24 protein-coding genes are annotated in these 25,443 nt (G+C 63.4%); 16 read left to right on the top strand and 8 right to left on the bottom strand.

What is annotated here, in order from left to right; translation table 11 throughout:
* Positions 1 to 176: 176 nt before the first annotated feature.
* Complete coding sequence (locus A9K65_RS11070) at positions 177 to 2,366, top strand: anthranilate synthase (protein WP_024504524.1); 2,190 nt, start codon at positions 177 to 179, stop codon at positions 2,364 to 2,366.
* Positions 2,367 to 2,371: 5 nt separating this feature from the next.
* Positions 2,372 to 3,319 carry a cation diffusion facilitator family transporter gene (locus A9K65_RS11065; protein ID WP_064994486.1) on the top strand — a complete coding sequence of 316 codons (948 nt, stop codon included), beginning with the start codon at positions 2,372 to 2,374 and terminating at the stop codon, positions 3,317 to 3,319.
* Between the two features lie 202 nt (positions 3,320 to 3,521).
* Here A9K65_RS11065 and A9K65_RS11060 read toward each other — a convergent pair whose 3' ends face one another.
* Positions 3,522 to 3,728, bottom strand: coding sequence for an AbrB/MazE/SpoVT family DNA-binding domain-containing protein (locus A9K65_RS11060; protein WP_032808618.1), 207 nt, complete (start codon positions 3,726 to 3,728; stop codon positions 3,522 to 3,524).
* 19 nt (positions 3,729 to 3,747) lie between these two features.
* Positions 3,748 to 4,866: a hypothetical protein gene (locus A9K65_RS11055; protein WP_064994485.1), complete on the bottom strand. Its 1,119-nt coding sequence runs from the start codon at positions 4,864 to 4,866 to the stop codon at positions 3,748 to 3,750.
* Positions 4,867 to 4,968: 102 nt separating this feature from the next.
* On the opposite strand from A9K65_RS11055, the gene A9K65_RS11050 reads away from it, so the two are divergent.
* The 5 genes from A9K65_RS11050 to A9K65_RS11030 all read left to right on the top strand — a co-directional run bounded on the left by A9K65_RS11050 (position 4,969) and on the right by A9K65_RS11030 (position 8,152).
* On the top strand, positions 4,969 to 5,406 hold the full coding sequence (locus A9K65_RS11050; protein ID WP_064994484.1) for a DsrE family protein: 438 nt from the start codon (positions 4,969 to 4,971) through the stop codon (positions 5,404 to 5,406).
* A 125-nt stretch (positions 5,407 to 5,531) separates the two neighbouring features.
* A complete protein-coding gene (locus A9K65_RS11045; RefSeq protein WP_013529934.1) occupies positions 5,532 to 6,311 on the top strand; it encodes an SDR family oxidoreductase in 780 nt (259 codons plus the stop codon).
* Between the two features lie 63 nt (positions 6,312 to 6,374).
* A complete protein-coding gene (locus A9K65_RS11040; protein ID WP_013529933.1) occupies positions 6,375 to 6,683 on the top strand; it encodes a putative quinol monooxygenase in 309 nt (102 codons plus the stop codon).
* A gap of 28 nt (positions 6,684 to 6,711) precedes the next feature.
* Positions 6,712 to 6,957 carry a type II toxin-antitoxin system Phd/YefM family antitoxin gene (locus A9K65_RS11035; protein WP_064994483.1) on the top strand — a complete coding sequence of 82 codons (246 nt, stop codon included), beginning with the start codon at positions 6,712 to 6,714 and terminating at the stop codon, positions 6,955 to 6,957.
* Between the two features lie 91 nt (positions 6,958 to 7,048).
* Entirely contained in the window at positions 7,049 to 8,152 is a 1,104-nt protein-coding gene (locus A9K65_RS11030; protein WP_064994482.1) for an AbrB family transcriptional regulator, read from the top strand.
* A 7-nt stretch (positions 8,153 to 8,159) separates the two neighbouring features.
* Here the strand turns inward: A9K65_RS11030 and A9K65_RS11025 are convergent, their stop codons facing one another.
* Together A9K65_RS11025 and A9K65_RS11020 are read right to left on the bottom strand one after the other, a co-directional pair.
* Complete coding sequence (locus A9K65_RS11025) at positions 8,160 to 9,239, bottom strand: siderophore-interacting protein (RefSeq protein WP_198327627.1); 1,080 nt, start codon at positions 9,237 to 9,239, stop codon at positions 8,160 to 8,162.
* A gap of 125 nt (positions 9,240 to 9,364) precedes the next feature.
* The gene (locus A9K65_RS11020) at positions 9,365 to 10,249 is read right to left on the bottom strand and encodes a LysR family transcriptional regulator (protein WP_064994481.1); all 885 of its coding nucleotides are present in this window, start codon (positions 10,247 to 10,249) and stop codon (positions 9,365 to 9,367) included.
* A 145-nt stretch (positions 10,250 to 10,394) separates the two neighbouring features.
* On the opposite strand from A9K65_RS11020, the gene A9K65_RS11015 reads away from it, so the two are divergent.
* Positions 10,395 to 11,930 carry an MFS transporter gene (locus A9K65_RS11015; protein ID WP_064994765.1) on the top strand — a complete coding sequence of 512 codons (1,536 nt, stop codon included), beginning with the start codon at positions 10,395 to 10,397 and terminating at the stop codon, positions 11,928 to 11,930.
* 23 nt (positions 11,931 to 11,953) lie between these two features.
* On the opposite strand, the gene A9K65_RS11010 is transcribed toward A9K65_RS11015, so the two are convergent.
* Positions 11,954 to 12,730, bottom strand: coding sequence for an esterase family protein (locus A9K65_RS11010; RefSeq protein ID WP_064994480.1), 777 nt, complete (start codon positions 12,728 to 12,730; stop codon positions 11,954 to 11,956).
* A 4-nt stretch (positions 12,731 to 12,734) separates the two neighbouring features.
* Positions 12,735 to 13,901 (bottom strand): ATP-grasp domain-containing protein, encoded by a 1,167-nt coding sequence (locus A9K65_RS11005; protein ID WP_064994479.1) that lies wholly within the window; start codon positions 13,899 to 13,901, stop codon positions 12,735 to 12,737.
* 825 nt (positions 13,902 to 14,726) lie between these two features.
* Between A9K65_RS11005 and leuA the strand changes: the two genes are divergently transcribed.
* The 4 genes from leuA (at position 14,727) to A9K65_RS10980 (ending at position 20,157) form a co-directional block, all read left to right on the top strand.
* Entirely contained in the window at positions 14,727 to 16,466 is a 1,740-nt protein-coding gene (leuA, locus tag A9K65_RS10995; RefSeq protein WP_064994478.1) for a 2-isopropylmalate synthase, read from the top strand.
* A gap of 183 nt (positions 16,467 to 16,649) precedes the next feature.
* Entirely contained in the window at positions 16,650 to 18,425 is a 1,776-nt protein-coding gene (locus tag A9K65_RS10990; protein ID WP_064994477.1) for a hypothetical protein, read from the top strand.
* A gap of 197 nt (positions 18,426 to 18,622) precedes the next feature.
* Positions 18,623 to 19,426, top strand: a complete 804-nt coding sequence (locus A9K65_RS10985; RefSeq protein WP_027162195.1) for an alpha/beta fold hydrolase — start codon at positions 18,623 to 18,625, stop codon at positions 19,424 to 19,426.
* A 113-nt stretch (positions 19,427 to 19,539) separates the two neighbouring features.
* Positions 19,540 to 20,157: a hypothetical protein gene (locus A9K65_RS10980; RefSeq protein ID WP_013529921.1), complete on the top strand. Its 618-nt coding sequence runs from the start codon at positions 19,540 to 19,542 to the stop codon at positions 20,155 to 20,157.
* Here the strand turns inward: A9K65_RS10980 and A9K65_RS10975 are convergent.
* The gene (locus A9K65_RS10975) at positions 20,141 to 21,064 is read right to left on the bottom strand and encodes a metallophosphoesterase (protein WP_013529920.1); all 924 of its coding nucleotides are present in this window, start codon (positions 21,062 to 21,064) and stop codon (positions 20,141 to 20,143) included. The two genes, A9K65_RS10980 and A9K65_RS10975, sit on opposite strands and share 17 nt — an antisense overlap.
* Before the next feature lie 53 nt (positions 21,065 to 21,117).
* On the opposite strand from A9K65_RS10975, the gene A9K65_RS10970 reads away from it, so the two are divergent.
* A complete protein-coding gene (locus tag A9K65_RS10970) occupies positions 21,118 to 21,612 on the top strand; it encodes an NUDIX domain-containing protein (RefSeq protein ID WP_013529919.1) in 495 nt (164 codons plus the stop codon).
* Between the two features lies 1 nt (position 21,613).
* On the opposite strand, the gene A9K65_RS10965 is transcribed toward A9K65_RS10970, so the two are convergent.
* Entirely contained in the window at positions 21,614 to 22,606 is a 993-nt protein-coding gene (locus tag A9K65_RS10965) for a glutathione S-transferase family protein (RefSeq protein ID WP_064994476.1), read from the bottom strand.
* Between the two features lie 274 nt (positions 22,607 to 22,880).
* Between A9K65_RS10965 and A9K65_RS10960 the strand changes: the two genes are divergently transcribed.
* The 3 genes from A9K65_RS10960 to A9K65_RS10950 are packed head-to-tail and all read left to right on the top strand — an operon-like array spanning position 22,881 to position 25,422.
* Positions 22,881 to 23,417, top strand: a complete 537-nt coding sequence (locus A9K65_RS10960) for an N-acetyltransferase (protein ID WP_013529917.1) — start codon at positions 22,881 to 22,883, stop codon at positions 23,415 to 23,417.
* Positions 23,418 to 23,477: 60 nt separating this feature from the next.
* Positions 23,478 to 24,239 (top strand): 3-hydroxyacyl-CoA dehydrogenase, encoded by a 762-nt coding sequence (locus tag A9K65_RS10955; protein WP_064994475.1) that lies wholly within the window; start codon positions 23,478 to 23,480, stop codon positions 24,237 to 24,239.
* A gap of 7 nt (positions 24,240 to 24,246) precedes the next feature.
* Positions 24,247 to 25,422: a CaiB/BaiF CoA-transferase family protein gene (locus tag A9K65_RS10950; RefSeq protein WP_064994474.1), complete on the top strand. Its 1,176-nt coding sequence runs from the start codon at positions 24,247 to 24,249 to the stop codon at positions 25,420 to 25,422.
* Positions 25,423 to 25,443: the final 21 nt, after the last annotated feature.

Here is a 25,443-nt window from a genome sequence, read left to right as displayed (position 1 = left end):
TTCGCCATGAATATGCGTTCGATCAAGACCATTTGGTGGTGGGCCTGCTGACAGCGGCCTGTTCGAACACGTGCGCGTGAATAGAGAGGGTGGCCGCAACGGAAAGTCCGGGCGGCCATTTGTTTTTTCCAAGCCATTCCCGGGTCCGTTGCCCCAAGAAGCTGATGGAGACGGCAATGACGATGAAGGTTCTGGAAAACGGCGCGGAAAGTTTCGTGACCGCGGGTGGCATCACCATCACCCGCGCGCGCCACGACCGGCCGTATGCGGGCGCGATCGACGCTTACGTCGACGGCCTGAATTCGCGCCGCGGCGCGGTGTTTTCCTCCAACTATGAATATCCCGGCCGCTACACGCGCTGGGACACCGCCATCATCGACCCGCCTCTGGTTGTCTCCGCGCGCGGCCGCGCCATGCGTATCGAGGCGCTCAACGGCCGTGGCGAGGTGTTGTTGCCGGTCATCGGCAAGGCGCTGGATAGCTTGGCCGATATCACCATCGCCGAGACATCGAAAAGGCTCATCCGTCTCGACGTCGCCAAGCCCGGCCGTGTCTTCACGGAAGAAGAGCGCAGCCGTGTTCCTTCGGTGTTCACCGTACTGCGCGCCATCACCGCTCTGTTCAAGACCGAGGAAGACGCCAATCTTGGTCTCTACGGCGCTTTCGGCTACGACCTCGCCTTCCAGTTCGACCCGGTCGACTACAAGCTCGAACGCAAGCCAAGCCAGCGCGACCTGGTGCTGTTCCTGCCTGACGAGATCCTGGTCGTCGACCATTATTCGGCCAAGGCATGGACCGACCGCTACGACTATGCCGGCGAGGGTTTTTCGACCGAAGGGCTGCCGCGCGACGAAATCTCCGAGCCGTTCAAGAGCCCCGACCGCATCCCGCCGCGCGGCGACCATGAACCCGGCGAGTATGCCGACCTGGTGCGCAAGGCGATGGATTCGTTCAAGCGCGGCGACCTGTTCGAGGTCGTGCCGGGCCAGATGTTCTACGAGCGCTGCGAGACGCAGCCGTCCGAGATTTCGCGCAAGCTGAAGGCCATCAATCCGTCGCCCTATTCCTTCTTCATCAATCTGGGCGAAGGTGAATATCTGATCGGCGCCTCGCCGGAAATGTTCGTGCGCGTCAACGGCCGCCGCGTCGAGACCTGCCCGATCTCGGGCACCATCAAGCGCGGCGACGACGCAATTTCCGACTCAGAGCAGATCCTGAAACTGCTCAACTCGAAGAAAGATGAATCCGAGCTGACCATGTGCTCGGATGTCGACCGCAACGACAAGTCGCGGGTCTGCGAGCCGGGTTCGGTGCGCGTCATCGGCCGGCGCCAGATCGAGATGTATTCGCGCCTGATCCATACGGTCGACCACATCGAAGGCAGGCTGCGCGAAGGCATGGATGCCTTCGATGCCTTCCTGTCGCATGCCTGGGCGGTCACCGTCACCGGCGCGCCGAAGCTATGGGCCATGCGCTTTATCGAGCAGAACGAGAAGAGCCCGCGCGCCTGGTATGGCGGCGCGATCGGCATGGTCAATTTCAACGGCGACATGAACACCGGCCTGACGCTCCGCACCATCCGTATCAAGGACGGCATTGCCGAAGTGCGCGCCGGCGCCACATTGCTGTTCGACAGCATTCCCGAGGAAGAAGAAGCCGAAACCGAACTGAAGGCATCCGCCATGCTCTCCGCCATCCGCGACGCCAAGACAGGCAATTCCGCCAGCACCGAGCGCACCACCGCGCGCGTCGGCGACGGCGTCAACATCCTGCTGGTCGACCACGAGGACAGTTTCGTCCACACGCTGGCCAATTATTTTCGCCAGACCGGCGCCAACGTCTCGACCGTTCGCTCGCCGGTGCCTGAGGAAGTCTTCGACCGGCTGAAACCCGACCTCGTCGTGCTGTCGCCCGGCCCCGGCACGCCGAAGGACTTCGATTGCGCCGCAACCATCAAGAAGGCGCGCGCCCGCGAACTGCCGATCTTCGGCGTCTGCCTTGGCCTGCAGGCATTGGCCGAGGCCTATGGCGGCGAACTGCGGCAGCTGCACATACCGATGCACGGCAAGCCGTCGCGCATCCGCGTCTCCAAGCCCGGCATCATCTTCTCCGGCCTGCCCAAGGAAGTCACCGTCGGCCGCTACCACTCGATCTTTGCCGATCCGGTGCGGCTGCCCGACGATTTCATCGTCACGGCCGAGACCGAGGACGGCGTCATCATGGCCTTCGAGCACCGCAAGGAGCCGATCGCCGCAGTGCAATTCCACCCGGAATCGATCATGACGCTCGGGCACAATGCCGGCATGCGCATCATCGAGAACATCGTCGCCCACCTGCCGCGCAAGGCCAAGGAAAAGGCCGCCTGACGATCATGGCCGAAGCCGAGAACACGATGGCGATCGCGGCCAAGGCGGCCGCGAAGCGCAAGGTCGCGAACCTCGCCTTCTGGTCGATTATCGTCGCCTTTGTCGTGCTCGCGCTGAAAGCTGCCGCCTGGTACGTCACCGGCTCAGTCGCGCTCTATTCGGATGCACTGGAATCGATCGTCAACGTCATCGCCTCGGTCGCCGCCTTCTGGGCGATCCAGATCAGCCACAAGCCGGCCGACCAGGATCATCCCTTCGGCCATCACAAGGCCGAGTATTTCTCGGCAGTGCTGGAAGGCGTGTTGATCGTGCTTGCCGCGCTATTGATCCTCAACGAGGTCTGGCGCTCCTGGCAGACTCCGTCACCCTTGGAACAGCCTTGGGAAGGTCTTGCGGTCAACGGCGTTGCCACGGTCATCAACGCCTTCTGGGCCTGGACGCTGATCCGCGCCGGCAGGGCGGAGAAATCACCGGCACTGGTCGCCGACGGCAACCACATCATGACCGACGTGGTGACCTCGATCGGGGTCTTCGGCGGCCTGGTCGGGGCGATCCTGACCGGCTGGCAGATCCTCGACCCCACACTTGCCGTCCTCGTGGCGCTGAACATTCTGTGGCAGGGCTGGCATGTCATCGGCTCGTCGATGAACGGGCTGATGGACCGCGCCGTCGACACCCAGGAGCACATGCGCATCCGCGACGTCATCTCGGCCAACTGCAAGGGCGCACTTGAAGTGCACGACCTCAAGACGCGCATCGCCGGCCGCGCCACCTTCATCGAGTTTCATCTGGTCGTCGACGCACACATGTCGGTCGGCGCCAGCCATGTCATCTGCGACCGCATCGAGGATGCGCTGAAGGCCGAAATCCCCTCGGTGCGCGTCACCATCCATGTCGAGCCCGACGACGAGGCCAAGCTGCCCAAGGGCACCACGGCCGTGCCGTTCGCATGAGGCGATTTCCTGTAGCGACTTGGGAAAATTAACCGAAGCTTCTCGACTTCGTCATCCACGGGCGAAGCAGGAGCGAAGCTCCGTCGCGGAGACCCGAAGATCCATGCCGCGACCTTGTCCGTAGAGTGCAGCGGAACAGAATTCTGCACCGCAGCAGCGCTCAGATGTCACGCATGAATCCTATGGTCTGCGCCGCCAGTCTCTATCGGCCTTCCAAAGCTGCCTCAACAAAATCGTCGTCAAGTGGCCCGGTCAAACTGTCGAGCCAGACCCAATCCTGCGCAAGCGGTTCGAGAACGACCGCTCGGCCCTCGCGACGGATTGAAATCTCGCCGGTATCGAAACGGTATTTCTTCGGCATGCGTACTGCTTGCGATCCGCCAGACCAAAACACTTTTGCCTTATCCATTCGCGCCCTCCATTGAAGCTCAAGGCGAGCAGGCCGATTGCGGCATCGGCTGCAGCCGATAGACCTTGTCGTCGGATTTCGTCTTTCCGGCGTCCGCCTTCGAACACAGGTCGACGATTGCAAGCGCGCTGTTTGGGTTGGCCAGCATCATCGTGCCGTTGGCGCCACGCTTGAGGAAAATCTCCTTCTGCGCGATGTCGCAGGAGAAATCGCTCATCTTCGTGCCGGCCGCGCAGCGCCACTGGTCGGCTTCGCCCTGGCAGGAATAGGTCTGCGTCACCTTAGCCGATTTCTGCCGTGTGGTGACGGTAACGGCAATGTCGGCGCCGTCTGGCCAATTGGCGGTGTCACCGCCCGAGGCGAAGGACGCCAGTTCTACCTTGCCGCGGAAAACCCGGATCGACTGGGTGAGTTGATCGGGGTGCGAGCCGAGATGCGCTGCATCGTAGTCGCGCCCGTAGCAGAACGCCTGGTCCGGCTTCAGCCGCTCGCGCAACGGAGCTCCGAGCGCAGCGGCGACTGGATCGATGCGCGCGAACTCCGCCTGGCAGGTCGCTGCCGGCATCGGGTCGAGGCGGAAATTGTCATCCTCCGAGCCGAGCGCCTGCCTGTCATATTCCGCTGCGCCAAGCTCCTCTTCTGATCCGGCATCGAGATAGATGTCGGGCTGCAGATCCGAGAGGAACAGCCGACCCTTGTCATCGACCTTCAGCGACGCAAGCGTCCGGTCGCATTCCATGCCGCAATGGACCGGGCCCGTCTTGCCGTCCTCGGAAGCATGATTGCACCAGCCGCCGGCCCATTCAGGCGACTTGGCGCCGCGCACGGTGGTGGCGATGAAGGCATTGTAGGACGTGTCGGAATTCCCGGTCGGCTCCTCGTTCGGCCGGCTGACCGGATCATGGCCGTAGTAGAAGAAGATCCGCGCCACCTTCTGCTTCGGGTGCGCCTTGAGATGCGCCGCATCATAGACGCGGCCGAAACAGGCATCAGCGCCGTTCGGACTGAGTTCGGTAAGCTTCAGCGCATCGTCGGCGGAGGCCGATCCGGCAAGCGCGCCGAGCAGCACGGCGCAAAACCCGGCGCCGGCAACCGTCTTCCATTCCCCCAACCCAAACGCCCATTCCTTCAACGCCATGTGACCTCTCCTCCGCATCGAAAGGACGCAACGGCAATTTATGCTAGTATTGCGGCTGGAGTCACGCAATTCGCGGTCAGCCGCCAAGCGGAGGAGGATGCCATGCGCCGGCGCGATATGTTCCGCGCGGTTCTTGCCGGAACCGGAACGCTTCTCGGTCTACGGGCAGCACAGGCAGCCGCCACCGAGCCCACAAGGCAAAAAGTCGCCTACCACTTGAGCGACACCGACAAGGTCAATTTCGTGCTCGGCAACATCAAGAACCATTATGAAGGCACCGGCGGCAAGGTCGACATCGTGCTGGTCGTGCATGGTCCCGCGCTCGCGGCCTTCAAGTCGAAAGGCATATCGGCCGCGATTTCCGGGCGCTTCGCCGGCCTGGTGCAGCAGGGATTGGAACCCCACGCCTGCGCCAACACGATGCACGGCATGGACATCACACTCCCCGACCTGCTCGCCGGATTTCATGCCGCCGACAAGGGCGGCGTCGTCAAACTCGCCGAACTGCAAGGCCAGGGTTACGCCTATCTGCGTCCGTAGAGCGGTTTGTTTGACGCAAATCCCCCGGGGAAAGCGCTCACACTTTTCCTTGAATTGCTCCAAGGCTTGAACACCGGGGTGGCAAGGGCCTACGAAGGGCAGGCAGACATCCCGGAGGAAGAACCGTGCCAGCCACCACACTCAGCATACCCGATCTTGCCGGCAAGGCAGTGCTGGTTACCGGTGCATCGACCGGCATCGGGGCGGCGCTCGCGCTGGCCTATGCAGCGCAGAAATGCAAGGTGGCGCTGCATTATAACTCGAGCCGCGACGCCGCCGAGAAGCTCGGCCTGACGATTGCCGACAAGGGCGGCGAGGTGTTTCTCGTCCAGGGCGATTTCTCCGTTGCCGCCGATGTCGAGCGCGTCGTCGAGGACAGTGCGCAATATTTCGGCCGCCTCGACGGGCTGGTCAACAATGCCGGCGGCATGCTCGGCCGCATCCCCTATGCCGAGCAGACCGAGGCGCATTACGATGCGGTGATGGACCTCAACGCCCGTTCGGTGCTGACTGCTTCGCGCAAGGCGATCCCGTGGCTGAAGAAACAGGGCGGCTTCATCGTCAACACCTCCTCGATCGCCGCCCGCAATGGTGCCGGCGGCGGCGCCGGGCTTTACGGCTCGGCCAAGGCTTTCGTCTCCAATGTGACGCGCGGCATGGCAAAGGAGCTGATCGGCTTCGGCATCCGCGTCAACGCGGTGGCGCCCGGCACCATTCTCACCCCGTTCCACGAGCGCTATTCGACCGACGAGCAGATCAAGGGCATGGTCGCCACCATTCCGCAGGGACGCGCCGGCACGGCGCAGGATTGCGTCGGCGCCTATCTGTTCCTCTCTTCCGACCTTCTCAGCGGCTACATCACCGGCCAGGTGATCGAGGTGAATGGCGGCCAGTTGATGCCTTGAACGGCTATCGGCATACTGGCGATCTGCACGCTCTTGGCGAAAACTTCAAAGGGAGACAACGGAATGTACGGACTGATCGGCAAGATGCGGGCGTCGCGCGGCCAGCGCGACGCGGTCATGGATCTCCTGCGCGCCAGCACCGGCGCCCTGCCGGGGTGCCTGAGCTATATCATTGCCCGCGACCCCGCCGATGCCGACGCGATCTGGGTCACCGAAGTGTGGACCGACGCCGAAAGCCACAAGGCCTCGCTGCAGCTTCCCGAAGTCCAGGCGGCGATCGCCAAGGCGCGGCCGTTCATCGCCGGCTTTGAATTCCAAGTCGAGACCCACCCCGTCGGCGGCTTCGGCCTAGCCGACAGCAAGACGGGGTGAGTTCGATGCCAATTTTGAGGAGCAATCTTTGACGCAGACAGTAAACATTCGCGATGCGAAAGCTCATCTGTCGCGCCTTGTGAGACGTGCAGCCCAAGGCGAGTCGTCTGTTATTGCCAAAGCCGGCAAGCCGTTGGCCAGAATCGTGCCGATCGAACAGCCGGCGCTGCAGGCGCGACGGGTCGGTTTTATGGCCGGCCAGTTTTCCGTCCCCGACGATTTCGACCGCATGGGTCGCAATGAGATCGAGCAACGGTTCAACGCCGGCTTGTGAGACCTGTTACTCGACACCTGGGCGGGTGAAACAATCATTTTTCTGTGAATCGCGGTTCGCATTTTTCGCCCTGCGGGTCTAAGAGCGAAACATGGATTCCTCGGCCGAGCAGCCCTCCCCGGACCTGCCCACACTCGAGCGCATGGCGCGGATGCGCAAGCTCTGGCAGTGGCTTGCCCTGCTGGTTGTTTCCTTGCTGTTTGCCGGCGCGCTGGAACTCGCCGCCCTGCCGGCGGCGCTGCTGATCGGGCCGATGCTGGCCGCCATCGTCGCCGGCACCAATGGCGCCACGGTGCGCGTGCCGCGTCTTCTGTTCGGCGCCGCCCAGGCGATCGTCGGCTGCCTCGTCGCGGCGTCGATCTCGGCCGACATCTTTCCGGTCTTCTACAAGGAATGGCCGCTGTTTCTTGGCGTCGTGGTGGCGACCGTCACAGCCTCCAGCCTGCTCGGCTGGCTGATCAGCCGCTGGCGCATCCTGCCCGGCACCACCGCCGTCTGGGGCTCGTCGCCGGGTGCGGCCACCGCCATGGTGCTGATGGCAGGTGCCTTCGGCGCCGATCAGCGGCTCGTCGCTTTCATGCAATATCTGCGCGTCATCTTCGTCTCGATGACGGCGGCACTCGTTGCCAAGATGTGGGTCGACACGTCTGAGGTCGAAATCCCCGCCATCGTCTGGTTTCCGCCGGTCGATGCCCAAGCCTTCGCCGCCACCATCGGCATCGCGGTCGTAGGCGGCCTGGCGGGAAAGTTGTGCCGACTGCCCTCGCCCTTCTTCCTCGGCACCTTCATCTTCGGCACCGTCGTCCATCTCGGCTTGGGCGTGGAAATGCAATTGCCGCAATGGCTGCTAGCCGTCAGCTACGCCATGGTCGGCTGGTCGATCGGCCTGAACTTCACAAGGGCGATCCTGCGCCATGCGGCGCGCGCCTTGCCGCAGATCATCGCCTCGATCGTGGCCTTGATCGCCTTTTGCGGCGGCCTTGCCTTCATGATCAGCCATCTCCTGGGCATCGATCCGCTGACCGCCTATCTGGCGACCAGCCCCGGCGGCATGGACAGCATCGCCATCATCGCTGCAGCAGCGCAGAACGTCGACATCTCTTTCGTCATGGCCCTGCAATCAGCACGCTTCCTGATCGTGCTGCTGATCGGCCCGAGCGTCGCGCGGCTGGTGGCGAGAAGCGTCAGGCAATAGGCAGCGACTAGTCCTCGCCGCCCTCGCCCACGCTGTGCGCGTCCCGGCGCCAGTAGGCCGTAACCAGGTGGCGGTCGCGCGGCAGGCCCCACTGTTTACGCACGATCTTGCGGATCTCCCGGAAATCGCCAAATTCGCAACCGGCCCAGACGTACAGGCCGTCGGCAAGCGCCATCTGATTGCGCTCACGCAAGGCGGTCGACAACAGGCCCGCGGTGCCGGCCTCGAGGCCGCGCCGGTAAAGCCAGGTGATGTCGATATTATCCCCTTGCGCCAGCGCCATCCGGTCGTCCGGCCCATCGATCTCGATCAGCGCCTCAGCGCGTGTTGACGGCGGCAGATCTTCCAGAATCCTGCCTATGGCGGGAAGTGCTGTGTCGTCGCCGAGCAGAAGCAAGGTCTGCGCCACCGGAGCGTCGCCGCCACCGGGTCCGATCATGCCGATGACATCTCCCGCCCGTGCATTTTGCGCGAAGCTGGCGGCGGGCGTCTCCTGGCCGGGGTGCAGCACGAAATCGACATCGAGCCAGCCGCTTGCGGCATCCAGCGCCCGGATCGTGTAGACCCGCACGGCAAGAGCATCGTCGCCCGAAGGCCAGACAATCAGGCCGTCGGCGCCCATCGTCGGCCAGAGCGGCTGGCGGCCAGCCGGCGGCAGCAGCAGCCGCATGTGCAGGCCGCCATGGCTGAACCGGCCGAGATCCTTGCCGGCGAAGCGCAGACGCTGCATATGCGCCGAAATCCGCGTCGACGACATCACCGTGATCTCGCGGAAGAAGACCGGCGTGCCGGCGTCAACGCCGTCGCCTTGCCAATGAATGCCCCTGGTCGTGCCGAGATGTTCGGCGACATGGCCGGCAACCGTCATCTTCATGTAGGACAGGCAGGTTTCGTCGGACGCCGCGACGCGGATCAGTACGCTTTCATCATCGAGCGTGGCGCTCAACGAACCATAATAGAGGCGAAGCTCCCATTGGTCGGCGACGCCGGTGTCGATCTCGAATTCGCTGTGCTCGGCGCGCAGCCGGTCCATCACCGACCTGATCGCCGCGTCGCTGATCCGGGTTTGCGCGCTCAATTGGTCCATCATTCAAGTCCTTTGCAACAGTTCGGGGCAAGCGCCGCAGCGCCACCGCGGTCAGCGGCATGCCACAGCCGCTCAAGCGCTTCCACACAAACATGACTATCACAGTCATATTATGCGATGAACGCCTAGCGCGCCGCAAGGCGATCGGGAAGGAAATCGACGAACACGCGCACCTTCGGCGACAAATGGCGGTTGGAAGGCCACAGCATCCGGAACTGGCCACGGCCGTCGACATGACCGTCGAGAACGGTACGCAGCCTGTCTTCGTGCAGCGCCTCACGCACCAGGAAATCCGGCATGCAGGCGATGCCGAGGCCGGCGATCGTGGCGCCCTTCAATGCTTCCATGTTGTTGCAGGTCAGCATCGAGCGGATCTGCGGTTCAGCGCTTCCGGTTATGAACGGCCACTCCAGCAGCCTGCCGCTGTTGAGGAAGCGGAAGTTTATGCCGAAATGCCTGATGAGATCCGCCGGCTCGCCGGGTGTGCCATGGCGCTCGAGGTAGGAGGGCGCCGCGCACAGCAGCATGCGGAAGGGCGCAACGGGTCTCGACACGAGGCGCGAATCAGGCAGCTCGCCGCTGCGGATCGCGACATCGATGCCCTCGTCGATGACGTCGACGATCCGGTCGTTGAAATCGATGTCGAGTTCGATCTCGGGATAGCGGGCCATGAACTCCGACAACACCGGCAGCAACAGATGATAGGTGACGATCGGGGTGGATATGCGCAGCCGCCCACGCGGTGTTTCCCGTGTCCGCGACAGCATCGCCTCGGCATCGTCAATGTCGTCGAGGATGCGGCGCACCCGCTCGTTGAACAGCTTGCCCTCTTCCGTCAGGCCAATGCGCCGCGTGCTGCGCTGCAGGAGCCGCACGCCGAGTTCCTGCTCGAGCCGGGCGACACTTTTGCCGACAGCGGAAGCCGAGATGCCAAGCGCCCGTCCGGCAGCGACGAAACTGCCGAATTCAGCGGTGCGGGCAAAGGCCAGGAGCCCGTTGAGACGATCCATCGTGTCATTCCATTCGAGCGTTTCAGTCCGATATACCAGGAGATATAACACTATTCTTCCTGAAATGCCGACGACCTATCTTGTCATCACGACCGGCTCCGCAATCGCGGCCCACCGGCGAGTGCTGTTTCAGATAGGAAAATCCATGACTTCCAGGACCACAACCGGCTCTGCCGAGAGATGGCTCGTGCTCTTGTCCGTGTGCCTTGCCGCCATGACGATGCCATTGACCTTCACCGGTCCGGCCGTCGCTCTGTCGCGCATCGCGGCCGATCTCGGCGGCAGTCCCATCGAGCTCAACTGGGTGACCAACGCCTTCATGCTGACCTTCGGCGCCACCCTGATGGCGTCGGGCGCCCTGGCCGACAACCACGGCCGCAAGCGCCTCTTCCTCGTCGGCCTCTCCCTCTATATCCTGGCATCACTGGGCGCGATGCTGGCGCCGGACATCATCTGGTTCGACATCTTCCGGGCCGTGCAGGGGATCGGCAGTGCGGCCGCCTTCGCTGGCGGCGCCTCGGCACTCGCCCAGGAATTCGAAGGGCCATTGCGGCTGCGCGCCTTCAGCTTCCTCGGCACCAGTTTCGGCATCGGCCTCGCCTTCGGCCCGATCGCGTCGGGCCTGCTCATCTCCGCATTCGGCTGGCGGTCGATCTTTCTTCTGGTTGCGGCACTCGCGATTGCCGCCGCCATGCTCGGCCTGCGCACCATCAGGGAATCGCGCGACCCGGATGCGACGGGCCTCGACTGGGCGGGAGCCGGCACCTTCACGATCGCGCTGGCGTCGCTGACCTATGGCGTGCTCCAGGCGCCGCAGAGCGGCTGGGCTGATCCCCTCGTCGTCACGCTTCTAGCCGCTTCTATCATCTGTTTTGTCGCCTTCGTCGTTGTCGAGCGGCAAGCACAACGGCCGATGCTCGATCTCACGCTGTTTGCCTACCCCCGCTTCGTCGGCGTCCAGTTCCTGGCTGCGGCACCCGCTTACGCCTTCGTCGTCCTGCTCGTCCTGTTGCCGATCCGTTTCATCGGCATCGAAGGGATGAACGAGATCAAGGCCGGGCAATTGATGATCTGCCTCTCAGGTCCGCTGCTGATCCTGCCGATGCTCGCCGGCCAGCTGGCGCGCTGGATCGCACCTGCCACCATCTGCGGCGTCGGCCTGCTCGTCGCTGCCGCCGGGCTTGTCTGGCTGAGCCTGACACCACCGGTCGATAGTGCGCTGATGGCGCCGCTGATGCTGATCGGCGTCGGCATCGCTCTGCCCTGGGGATTGATGGACGGGCTTGCGGTCAGCGTCGTGCCGAGGGAGCGCGCCGGCATGGCGGTCGGCATCTTCAACACCACCCGCGTCGCCTGCGAGGGTGTGGCGCTGGCGATCGTCATGGCGACGCTTTCCGGCTTTGCCGCCGCGCAGCTCGCCGCACAAGGAATGGCATCTTCGACGGACGCAGCGGCGGCAGCCCAGTTGCTGGTGACCGGCAATCTCGGCGAAGCAGCACAACATCTGCCCCAAGCCGGAGCCATTGTTCTGGTCCAGGCCTACGAGACGGCGTTCGACAGGCTGCTGATCGTGTTGGCGGCGATCACCGTCGTCACCGCCCTTGTCGTCTTCCTTGGCCTGCGTCGCGTATCGGCTTCGGAGCGAGAAACCGCCGCCCTGCCGGCATGCCAGGAAGGGTAGCCGTCAGCGGACGGGCCTCGCTATCAATCCAGCCTGTGCATCAGGTCCTCATCCAGCCAACGGCCGAAGAAATAGACCAGTTGCTTGTGCCACCACGGCCAGTCGTGGCTGACATCGCCGCCCCAGTAATCGACCCAGACGGGAATGGATTTGTCGCGCAGGATCTGTTCCAACCTGCGCGTCTCGACCAGCATCCGCTCTTCCCACGCGCCCTGCCCGCAGCAGAAGATCAGCCTGAGCGTCTTCAGCCGGGCCAGCAGTTTGGGATCGACGATGCCGGGCAGATAGTCGAGTGGCGAGTTGTAGAAGATGTCGCCCTCGAGCGCCCTGCCGAAAAAATCGCGCGCCGAATAGACGCCCGACAGCGCGATGACGCCGCTGGCGAGTTCGGGAAAGCGGAAGACGAAGTTCGAGGAGTGATAGCCGCCCATCGAACAGCCCGAGAACAGCGGCTTCAGCTTGCGCCCGCCATTGGCCTGCTCGGCCGTGGTCAGGAAGTCCGGCAGCGCTTCCTCGCGCACATAGCGGAAATAGGCCTCGTGGCGGGCAATGCGATGGGCCGCGTCGGCATGCTTGTCGAAGAAGGATTCCGAATCGACGCCGTCGACCGTGAACAGCTGGATGCGGCCGGTGTCGATGAATTCGGCCAGTGCGCCCACCCCGCCGGAATCCTCGAACTGGTAGAACCGGCCCTGCGAGGTCGGAAACACCACCACCGGCCGGCCGGCATGGCCGTAGCGCTTGTATTCCATGTCGCGGCCGAGTTGGCTCGAGAAATTCTTGTGATAGGAAATGTCCATCGCCTCACGCCTTTTCCGCGTGGATGTACGCGACCGCTTCGCGCAGCGTTGCTTCGTCTTTCGAGCGCATCTGGTAGGCGTAATTTCCCATGGCGCGGCTGAAAACCTCTTCGATGGCCTGATGGTGGACGATCTTGTCGCGGTGCGCGGCTAGCACGTCCTCATGGCTGTGCAAATAGTGGAGGCGTCGCTTGCGGCTGGCATAGGCGGTGAAATATTTGCCCTCGTAAGGGCCGCCGGCGGCATCCCTGACCACCATGTCGGCCCACGCCGCATAGACATCGATGTCGAACGTATAGTTGATCGCATCGGTCATCCACGCGCCGGGCGGGCGCATGTTGACCTCCAGCGCGATGACACGGTCGTCCTTGGTCTCGAACAGCTCGATGTGGAAGAAGCGTTCCCGCACGTCGAATGCTTTCAGGATCTTTCGACCGGCCTCCTCGACCGCCGGGTTGATCCTGGGAAAGCAGGTATAGCTCATGTGGCGGTCCTTGTTGACCACCTCCATGACGCTCTGGTCGTAGCGGTGGCTGGCCGCCAGCACCACCTCGCCGTCGCGGTTGACCAGCCCGTCATAGGTCACCACCAGCCCCTCGATGAACTGCTCCATGACGAAGGTCACGTCCTCGGGCTTGTCCCGGAAGAACTGGTCGAGCTCCTTGGCGTTGGAGATCTTGAAGGTGTTCGATGCGCCGGAACCGCTGTCGGGCTTGACCACCACCGGATAGCCAACGCGCCGGATGAAGGTCATGGCCCCGGCGCGGTCCGAACATTTGCGCTGCGCGATGGTGTCGACGCCGCTCTTGCGGAAGAAGGCACGCATGCGGCTCTTGCGCTTCAGGTTCTTCACGAAATCGAGCTTGGTGCCGTAGATGTTGAAATCGGTGCGGATGTTGGCTTCCAGCTCCAGCCAGTGTTCGTTGAGCGATTCAAAGCGGTCGATGCGGCCCCACTTGTGGATGAAATGCCCCATTGCCCGGAACACCGGATCATAGTCCTCCATGTCGGCGACACGGTAGTACTCGCTGAGCGCCGCCTTCAGCTTGGCGTCGAGCGCGTCATAGGGCGCGTCGCCGATACCGAGCACCCTGGCCCCGGCCTTCTTCAAGCGGTCGCAGAAATCCGCGCCATTGGCGGGAAAATGCGGCGAGAAGAACACGAAATTCATGGACGACCCCTCCCGGCGACTGGACATCGCAACCCCTCGCCCAAGTCTGGCCCATTTGCCGCGCCTGGGGAAGAGCACGCGCGTCGGGGTGCCGCCCGTCTCAACCAGCCGGCAGACAGATCGGACAACTCATCTGCTGCCTAATCCGGACGACTGCTTACGACACGGCCTGCCGAACTCAGCTGAACAAAGGCCTGGCGGCGGCAGTCAGTTCGGCGGTGTTGGCAGCTTTTGTGCCGAAAGTTTTTTGATGATAGGAACTTTTTCTTGACTCCCTGCCCTCAGCTAAGGTACATTTTCATCCATGGTGCTGATTTGCGCCAGTGACCCGCCGCACAGGCGGCTTTTTCGTTTGACGCTTCGTCGGCCAACGCGCCGGCAAAGGCTCCGAAGCCCGTTAACCCGGATTCGTTGTCCTGCACGGCCTGCGGCCCGCTTCATCCCCAGCCTCCATTCGCTGGCGATAAAACCGGACAACTCACGTGCTACCTAATCCGGACAACTCATGTGCTTACGACACGGCCCGCGGCCCACTTGCCTCCCACAAGCCGCTCCTGTAAGACAACCGCCATGAACACGCGCGCCAGCAACGCTTCCCGTCCGACCGGTTTTTCCGGCGAGACCGTGCGCGCGCTGGCTTCGACCCTGCTTCTTCTCGGCCTTATCGGCGATCGCCGGGTTCGCTGAAGGAGCGCCCGGCGGTCGAACCGCCGCGCAAGCGCATGCTCCTTGGCAATCACATCAAGCGAACGAAATTCTGGTAAAGGCGCCGCTCGCCATCAATCCACCTGAAGGTGGATCCATGAGCCGCCGGGAGAAACGACGATGAACGCACGAGAAGAGATCCGCTCCGATGCCGCGGTAGCCGACACGGATTCGGCCAAAGGCATGCCCGACGCGGCTCGCAAATATCAGCCCTATCCGACCGTCGGTCTCACCGATCGCACCTGGCCCTCGAAGGTTATCGACAAGGCGCCGATCTGGTGCTCGGTCGACCTGCGCGACGGAAACCAGGCGCTGATCGATCCTATGGGCCATGAGCGCAAGGCACGCATGTTCGGCCTGCTGCTCGACATGGGCTTCAAGGAGATCGAGATCGGCTTCCCGTCGGCCTCCCAGACCGATTTCGACTTTGCCCGCTGGTGCATCGAGGAAGGCAACGTACCCGCCGATGTCTCGCTGCAGGTGCTGGTGCAGTGCCGGCCGGAGCTGATCACCCGCACCTTCGAGGCGCTGAAGGGCGCCACCAACCCGATCGTCCATTTCTACAATTCGACCAGCGAATTGCAGCGTCGCGTCGTCTTCGAGAAGGACGTCGGCGGCATCAAGCGGATCGCCACCGACGCGGCCAAGATGATCACCGACATGGCGGCCAAGGCCGGCGGAGGCTTTCGTTTCGAGTATTCGCCGGAAAGCTTTACCGGCACCGAGCTGGAAGTGGCGCTGGAGATCTGCAACGCCGTCACCGACATCGTCAGGCCGACCGCTGACAACAAGCTGATCATCAACCTGCCCTCGACGGTCGAGATGTCGACACCCAACATCTATGCCGATCGCATCGAGTGGATGTGCCGCAACCTCGACAACCGGGAGAACCTGCTGGTCTCGCTGCATCCGCACAATGACCGCGGCACCGGCATCGCCACCACCGAGCTCGGCCTGATGGCCGGCGCCGACCGTGTCGAAGGCACGCTGTTCGGCAATGGCGAGCGCACCGGCAATGTCGACATCGTCACGTTGGCGCTGAACATGTACACGCAAGGTGTCGATCCGTTGATCGACTGCTCCGACATCAACCGGATGAAGGACGTCTATGAATATTCGAACCAGTTGAAGATCCCCGAGCGCCACCCCTATGTCGGCGAACTCGTCTACACCGCCTTTTCCGGTTCGCACCAGGATGCCATCAACAAGGGCATGAAGGCGCTGAAGAAGGCCAATACGAGCCTGTGGGAAGTGCCCTATCTGCCGATCGACCCGGCCGATGTCGGACGCAGCTACGAAGCCATCATCCGCATCAATTCGCAGTCCGGCAAGGGCGGCATCGCCTATGTGCTGCAGGCCGATTACGGCCTCAATTTGCCGCGCAACCTGCAGATCGAGTTCAGCCAAGAAATCCAGGCGATCACCGATGCCGAGGGCAAGGAAGTGCCGGCCAGGCGCATCTACGAGCGCTTTCTCGAGACCTATGTCGACCAGCCCGGCGCGCGGCTGAAATTCCTCGATCACCACACCTATCCCAGCACCGAGATCAAGGGCCGGCGCGTCGTCGAGGCGGTCATCCTCGACAACGGCAAGGAACTGACGATATCGGGCACAGGCACCGGCCCGATCGACGGCTTCGTCGATGCGCTGTCACGTCATCTCGGTGTCGAGATGTCGGTGCTCGACTATTCCGAGCACTCGATGCAGCGCGGCTCGAACGCGTCGGCCATTTCCTATGTCGAGATGGAATATCCCGGCGGCAAGCTGTTCGGCGCAGGCATCAACACCAACATCGTCGCCGCCTCGCTGGAAGCAGTGATGTCCGCCGCCAACCGTATCGTCGGCAAAAAAGCCGGCTGACGCCCGACGGGAACAAAGATCGGAACCGTCCAATCTGGTGATCGGTTCCGACCTTTCGGGCCGTTAACCACCGCGGAATTATCCGGTGGGTACGTGATCGCATAATGGGGTGTATACTTGTGTGGTGGTGCGGGACCTATATGATCGCGCCTCAACCTGTGCCGACTTCGAGAGGATCGACACTTGCAGCATGCCACGCCTGCCGCCCCCGCAGTGCGCGAGACACTGGAGCGACTGCTTGCCAGCCAAACGTTCGGCCGATCCGAACGCGCGCGCAAGCTGCTACGCTATCTTGTCGAACGTGAACAGGCCGGCGAAGCCGACAGGCTCAAGGGCTTTTCCATTGCCATGGATGTTTTCGGCAAGGACGGCGATTTCGACCCGTCCACCGATGCCGTGGTGCGGGTGCAGGCAGGCAGGCTGCGCGAGCTTCTGCAGCACTATTTCGCCAATGAGGGAATTGCCGAACCGGTCCGCATCGCCATTCCGCGCGGCGGCTATGTTCCTGCCTATGAATCGAATGCGATCCGCCTGCCGGATATTGCCGAGGCTGTTCCCGAACTCAGGCTGGACGGCGCCGCATCCGCCGATCGGTCAAACGAAGCCGGCACGGGCACGCCGGAGGCGATGTCTCTGACTTCCGTACCGACTTCGCCTGCCCCCTCGGTGGCGCGCCATCTCCGCTTTTTCTGGATGGCGATCGCCCTGGTCATCGCCATGCTGGGCGTACTGATCCTTCGCCAGGGCAGCACTGCCTTGCTGGCAGGCGGCGACATCTCGGCAACGCCGGAGACCGCTGGCGCAACCGCAAGCATCACATCGTCGGCAAGGGCTGACGCCCTGCCGCAAGTCTATATCGGACTCAAGGCTGACGGCTCCGACGCCAGCCGTGTCGCCGCATCGCTGCGCGCCGGCCTGAGTGGCTTCGATACGATCGACTTCATCGGCCGCGACACCGTCAACGATCCAGCCGACGACGCTGCGAGCTTCATATTCGACATCCTGCCCGGACCGGACGCGGGCGATATCACGATAGAACTGCAAAGCATGGCGTCCGGACGGGTGCTTCTATCGCGCAATCTCACCCCTGCCGACAGCGCACCTGCGGCGGTCGAAGACCGTATTGCCGACATGCTGAGCTCGGCACTCCCCGCCTCCGGCACCATCTACAACTATATCGAGCAGACCGGCACGCCAAACGGTCTGACGCAGTGCCTGCTGCTCAACGGCAAATATTACCTCGACCAGAACGCCAGGACCCATGAGGCGGCCTATCGTTGCCTCGAGAAGCTGGCCAATGGTGGAACCAAGTCCTCGCTCGTCTATTCGGAACTTGCTTCCCTGCATCTCGAGGCGGTGTCCGATCATTACGCCTATCCGCCCAACGCGACGATTGAAACAGCCGTCGAGTTTGCCCATCGCGGCGTGCAGATGGGTCCGACCAGCCCTTATGCGCATCGCGCCTACGGCTATGTCAGTTCGCGCCTCGGCAATACGGACGAATCAATCCGCTGGATGCGCAAGGCCTATGAACTCAACCCCTACGATCTCGGCATGGCCGCCGCTTACGGCTACGGGCTGATCTTCGCTGGACGATACGCCGAGGGAACGCCGATCCTCGATCATGCGGCGGAGACCTTCAGCGGACACCCGACATGGTGGGACTATGGGCTGTTCGTCGGTGAGCTCATGCTCGGCGACACGAACAAGGCAGTCGCGGCCAGCATGGCACTGAGAACGACGGCAACGAAATCACACTATCTGGCGGCACGGCTGATCGGCGCCAAGGCTGCCGGACAGGACCATCTGGTGAGCGCGCTGCTGAAACAGTTGACCACCGAGTTCCCCAAATTTGCCGCCGATCCGCGGGCGACTTTCGTCGAGCGGAAATATCCGGCCGGCCTGACCGACCGGCTGGTTCAGGCACTGCGCGCTGCCGGGCTCGGCAGCCCGAGCTGACACCATCGACGTCCGCGCGCTGGCTGCGCCGTGTCCCGATGGATTTACTGCGCTCCGATCGCCGAATGCCGGTTGATCCCCAAGTTCTGTACACAACCGTACAAATCGCGAAAATTTTACTGGTCATCATGTCGGACTAGGAGCAATTCAGCCACGATTGGTGTCGCGCATTCTGCAATAACAAAAAATCAGCTTTCATGACCGCATCACTTTTTGCCGCCGAAGAGGGTGTTGGCTCGAAGGCCATCGTCCTGCTGCACGGTTTCGGCGGCTGCCACGATGTATGGCGGGAGGTGATTTCCGCCCTGACGCCTTCCACGCATACGCTGGCCTATGATCTGCCTGGGCATGGGATGTCGCTCGACTTTCCCGCCGCCGGTCCGGCCAGGGTGGCGGCCAAGGCCGTGCTGACCGACCTCTCGGAGCGTCGGCTGAAGCGCGTTCATCTCGTGGGCCACTCGATGGGTGGTGCCGTGGCGGCGCTGATGGCGCTGGCCGAGCCCGAAAAGATAGCCTCGCTGACGCTTCTGGCGCCGGGCGGCCTTGGCCCCGAAATCAACGGGCCGCTGTTGCGCCGCTATGCCGAAGCCGCGGATCGGTCCGAGATCCGCTCCTGCCTCTCCGTGATGTCGGGACCTTCAGCCCTGCCGCTCGAACATACGGTGGACATCCTTTGGGAAATGCGCAGGCGACCCGGCCAACTCGAAAAGCTGGTCGGGATCGCGGCCGCCATGACCGTGGACGATCGGCAAGGCGTCATCCCGCACGATCGCCTCGATCGGCTGAACATGCCGGTAATGGTGGCATGGGGAACCAGCGATGCGGTGCTGCCCTTTACCCAGGCGGATGACCTGCCGGCGCATTTTCACGTGCACCACGTGCTGGAGGCGGGCCATATGCTGGCCGAGGAAGCACCCGACCTCGTTGCCGAGATCATTCGCCGCAACACCAGCCGCCGCGCCAGGCCGCACCGCCAGAAATTCGCCGCCGCAGCAAGCTGACCTTTTCGCGCACGACGACCCTCCTGAGCATCCCGACGCCGTCGATCTCGCCAGTGCATTTTGCCGGCGGCTGTGTTAACCCAGTGTTAACCAAACCCACGAGGCAGACGCCGATGAAGGAAGCAGGCGAGAAGACCATCGACCAGTCGAAGAAACTGTCCGATGCCATCCGTGATGTCAAAAATGCCTTCGCCGACCGCGACGATGTCGTCGTCGACATGCGCGAGGCGCATCGCATGCGCCTCGATCTGCTTGCCGCCGAGCTGGCGCCGGTTTTTGCCGATGTTCCGGCCGACATGGACAATTTCGACTTTGTCGTCTCGTCCGGCTTGCAGCCGCGCCTGTGGATCGACGCCATCAGCCATGTCGCCATGGGGCGCGACCGCCGCACCTATCGCTTCCTCAAGGACACCCGCATCGGCCGGGTGGTGCTTGCCGAATCCACTGAGATGAAATCGGTTGCCGATTCCGTGACGCGCTATGTCGCTGAGCGCATCGTCGAGCGTCAGAGGATGCTGGAAGGCGGCGTCGAACCCGCCGTCGCCGGCCTGAAACGTGCGTATGTGCCAGAAGCCGAACCGCCGCTGCGCGCGACGGAGCGCGGCAAACGCTGGTCGGCCCTTCTGTCCGGGCTTGGCCTGGTCGCTGCCGGCGCACTGGTCGGCCTTGTGGTGTCGGTCGTCCTGTTCTGGGACCGCATCGTGGCCATGGTTGTCAATTTGCGGCCATAGCGGCCTCGGCGCCAAGCTCCACCGTCTGCAGATCGGATGGCGGTATGGACGGCCCGGTCAGGCCGCGCCGTGTCAGCCGGATCCGCCAGTTTCCCTTTTCACCGTCGATGTCGAACAGATTATACTGCGCCGCCGGGTGCTTGCCACCCGGCGCCTGGCCGGCGGCAGCGACACCGACCGCCGGGATCCTGACGCCTCGACCGCCGATGAAGAACAGCGACGGCAGATGCGAATGGCCGTGCAGCACAAGGTCGGCGCCATGGCGGCGAATGATCTTGTTGAAGCGGGCGATGCCGAACAGCCGCTTGTGCTGCGGGACCGCGCCGCGCACCGGTGGATGGTGGATCATGATGACGCGGAACAGCCCCTGTCCGGCAGTGTCCTGGAGGATTTTGCCGAGCCTATCCCCCTGGCCTTCCATGAAAAACCCATTGGCCATGAAGGGTGCCGTGGCGCGCGCCGTCGAGACGCCGATCAGCGCGACATTGCCGCGTACACGCAGATAGGGGAAGGCGTTGCGGTCGACCGGCGTGTTGACGCCGTCGCCGCTCATCCACGCCGCCCAGGACCGGCAGACCTTGTCGAAGGCGCCTGGCACATAGGCGTCGTGATTGCCCGGAACGACCGAAACATCATGCGGCGGCCCCAGCGTCTCCAGCCAGTGCCTGGCCATCTCGATCTCGCCGTCGAGCGCCAGATTGACCAGGTCGCCGGTGACGGCGAGGTGATCAGGCGTGTTCGCCTTGATGTCGGCGACGATCGTGTCAATGACCGCATCATGCATATGGCGGCGGCGGTTGCGCTGCCAGTTGACATAGCCGAGCACGCGCTTGGAGGCGAGATCGCGATAGGATACATCGGGGAGCGGCCCCAGATGGACATCGGAAATATGCGCGAGCCTGAACATACAACCTTCATAGGCGACCCGCGCGCGGCTTTCCACCCACGGTTTCGCTATCAATGACGAGCCCTGAAGATGCCTTCCGCCAGACCGGCTGGCCAGGGTTGAGGGCCAGGCTGTTCCATCTCTATTTCGTGCTGCGGAGGCCGATGACGCTTGGCGTGCGCGGCCTGATCCACGACACAGCGTCCAGATCCGTCTTCCTTATTCGCCATACCTATGTACCGGGTTGGCAGCTTCCCGGCGGCGGCGTCGAAGTCGGCGAGACGATGAACGAGGCGCTGGCCCGTGAACTGGCCGAGGAAGGCAACATCGCTCTGACCGCCCCGCCGGTGCTCAAATCGATGCATTTCAACCGCCGCTCCAGCCACCGCGACCATGTCGGCTTTTATCTGCTCGAGCATTTCAGCCAGACGGCGCCGAAGCTGCCGGACCACGAGATCGCCGAAGCCGGCTTCTTCCCGCTCGACCGCTTGCCGCAGGGCACGACGCCGGCGACGCTGCGCCGGATCGCCGAGGTTTTTGACGGCGAGCAGCCCTCGCCCTACTGGTAGATCAGGCCGCCGCTTTCTCGAAGCGCGCCCGGTCATGCCGTGCGCCATAATCGAGATCCGGTCCGACAGGCACGATCCGCGTCGGATTGATCGTCTGGTGGCTGCCGTAATAATGCGCCTTGATGTGATGCATGTTCACCGTCCCGCCCACGCCAGGGACCTGATAGAGATCGCGCAGATAGTTGGACAGGTTCGGGTAGTCGGCGATGCGGCGCAGATTGCATTTGAAATGGCCGACATAAACCGGATCGAAGCGCACCAGCGTGGTGAACAGCCGCCAGTCGGCCTCGGTGATACGACCACCGACGAGATAGCGCTGTTTTGCCAGCCGCTCCTCCAACGTATCCAGCGCCGAGAACAGCTCGCCGAAAGCCTCTTCATAGGCGCGTTGCGTGGTGGCGAAGCCGGCGCGATAGACGCCGTTGTTGATGGCGGGATAGACCAGCGCATTGATGCGGTCGATCTCGCCGCGCAACGCCTTCGGATAGAAATCCAAGCTGGCGTCGCCCCATTCATCGAAGGCTGAATTCAGCATGCGGATGATTTCGGAAGACTCGTTGGAGACGATGGTCTGCTCCTTTTTGTCCCACAGCACCGGCACAGTCACCCTGCCCGAATAGGCGGGATCGGCCTTGGCATAGATCTGGTGCAGGAAGTCGAGGCCGTAGAGCGTGTCGCCCGTGGCGCCGTCCTCAGCTACGAACGTCCAGCCGTTGGCGCCCATGAAATGATGCACCACGGACACCGATATGATGCCCTCCAGCTTCTTCAGCGCGCGAAAGATCAACGTCCGGTGGGCCCACGGACAGGCAAGCGAGACATAGAGGTGATAGCGGCCGGGCTCGGCCTTGAAACCGCGCGTCCGGCCTTCGGCGGGCGCCCCGTCAACGGTGATCCAGTCGCGCCATTGCGACTGCGCCCGCACGAACCTGCCACCATTGTCCGCCGTATCGTACCAGCGGTCCTGCCATCTTCCTTCGACCAGCAATCCCATGCGAATCTCCTTGCGTCCTGTTGGTTGATGTAGGCGCAAGGCTGCCCTGTCGAAGACGTCAGGTGCTGAACAGACCGTCACTTGGCAGAAATGACGGACAGAAACGGCCGATTGCAGCGGCGGGAAATTGATGCTAGCGGACAATCCGCATGTTCGACTTTGCTTTGATCCGGTTTGACCGACGACGAAAGGGCGCCCGCGCTTGATGAAGCGCTGACTGGCGAATGCTGCCGTTTGCAGCAACCTTTCCTCCTTGTACCGGACCGCAAAGACCATGAGCCTTGCCGACGTGAAATACCTGCCGGAAACCCCGGCGCACGACCCCGAGATCGAAGCCATCAACGACGAAGCCTTCGGGCCCGGCCGCTTTGTGCTGGCCGCCTACAAGATTCGTGAGGCCGGAGGGCACGAGCGCTCGCTGTCCTTTGTCGCCGTCAATGGCGACATCGTCGTCGCCTCGGTGCGCATGACCCGCATCGCCGCCGGTGCCGGCCGCGCATTGATGCTCGGGCCGCTCGCCGTGCGGCCGGCCTTCAAGAATCTCGGCATCGGCCGCCGGCTGGTGGCGATCGCGCTGGAGGCCGCTGCCCGGGCCGGCGCACCTGCCGTCATGCTGGTCGGTGACGAGCCCTATTACGGGCCGCTCGGTTTCAAGCGGATTCCGCGCGGCCAGATTTCGATGCCGCGCCCCGTCGACCTCGACCGGCTGCTGTCGCACGAGATCGCGCCGGGCGCGGTCGCCAGGCTCTTGGGCGAGGTCTGCCACGCCGATCAGGCCAGGGTGACCGATCCTACCGCGGCGATGGCTTGACCTTTCCCATCGATCTGGCGCCTGATCCGTCCACTGTTCCTGAGATCAAAGGATGACGTCATGAACCCGAACGGCCAGATCGCGATCGTCACCGGCGGCGGCTCCGGCCTTGGCGAGGCAACGGCGCGCGCGCTGGCCACCAAGGGAGCCCGCGTCGCCATCTTCGATGTCGGTATTGACCGCGCGGCCAAGGTCGCGGCCGAGATCGGCGGTATTGCCGTCCAATGCGACGTCAGCAGCGCCGACAGTGGGACTGCTGCCCTCGCCGACGTCGCCGCCAAGCTTGGCGAGCCGCGTATCCTGATCAATTGCGCCGGCATCGCCATCGGCGTGAAGACGATCGGCAAGGATGGTCCCCATCCGCTTGATCAGTACCGCAAGGTGATCGAGATCAATCTGATCGGCACGTTCAACATGATCCGCCTCGTCGCCGAACGCGCGTCGAAGCTCGAGCCGCTGCCGGGCGGCGAGCGCGGCGTCATTGTCAACACCGCTTCGGTTGCCGCCTATGATGGCCAGATCGGCCAGGCCGCCTATGCGGCGTCCAAGGGCGGCGTCGTCGGCATGACGCTGCCGGTGGCGCGCGACCTTGCCCGTTCCGGCATCCGCGTCTGCACCATCGCTCCCGGCATCTTCAAGACGCCGATGATGGCCGGCATGCCGCAAGAGGTGCAGGATTCACTGGGCGCCGCCGTGCCCTTCCCGTCGCGCCTGGGCGAACCGTCCGAATATGCCGCTCTCGCCCTGCACATCATCGAGAACCAGATGCTGAACGGCGAGACCATTCGCCTCGACGGCGCCATTCGCATGGCGCCGAAATAAACCGGTCATGAGCGCCGGCCTGTCCGCTGCCGCTAAAACCGGTCCGCTGACCGGGCTGAAGGTGATCGAGATGGCCGGGCTCGGCCCCGTGCCGCTGGCCGGCCTGATGCTGTCGGAGATGGGCGCGCAACTGTTGCGCATCGAACGGGCGGGGACGAGCCAGCTCCTGCCGCTGCCGGATGAGTATAACATCGACCGCCATGGCCGCGCCGTGCTGCGCCTCGACCTGAAGCGCCGTGAAGGCACCGATCTGTTGCTGCGCCTTGCCGAAAAGGCGGACATGTTGCTCGAAGGCTTTCGCCCGGGCGTCATGGAGCGGCTCGGCCTCGGCCCGGAAACGGTGCTGGTGCGTAACCCGGCGCTGATCTACGGCCGTATGACCGGCTTCGGCCAGGGCGGTCCGCTCGCCGGCCGCGCCGGCCATGACATAACCTACCTCGCCTATAGCGGCGTGCTGCACGCCATCGGCCATGCCGGCGGCCGTCCCGTCCCGCCGCTCAACCTCGTTGCAGACTATGGCGGTGGCGCCATGATGCTGGTTGCCGGCGTGCTGGCCGCCCTTTTCCAACGTTCGCGCACAGGCAAGGGTGAAGTCATCGACGCAGCGATGGTCGATGGCGCCTCGATGCTGGCGGTGCCCCTGCACGCCTTGATGGCGGCCGGCTTGTGGAGCGACAAGCGCGGCGCGAACCTGCTCGATTCCGGCGCCCCGTTCTACGACACCTATGAGACGTCGGACGGACGCCATATCGCCATCGGCTGTCTCGAGCCGCAATTCTTCGCCGAATTCGCCAGGCTGCTGCCGCTCGACGAGCGCTTTGCATCCGGCCAGTACGACAAGGCCCTGTGGCCGCCGATGCGCGCCGCCATTGCCGATCGGATCCGGCAGAAACCACGCGACGACTGGGACCGGTTGTTCGCGCAAACCGATGCCTGCGTTGCACCCGTTCTGTCGCTGCAAGAGGCAAAGCACCACCCGCACAATCGGGCACGCAACGCCTCTGTGACGGCAGGTGCATTTGAGCGCCCGGCCCCGGCCCCGCGTTTCTCGAGTTCGCAACCGACATTGGCCACTATGCCCGGCGATGAGGATTTGTTGCCGTCGACAACGCTGGCACGTTTCGGCTTTGCGAAAGCCGAGATCGACGACCTTGTCAAATCCGGCTTGCTGACCGATAACTAGAGAACAAAAATCAACTTACTG

Source organism: Mesorhizobium sp. WSM1497, assembly GCF_001672455.2.
GTDB lineage: Bacteria > Pseudomonadota > Alphaproteobacteria > Rhizobiales > Rhizobiaceae > Mesorhizobium > Mesorhizobium ciceri.
Note: the sequence above shows the minus strand (reverse complement) of the source record. Positions and strands in the feature narration are given on the sequence as shown.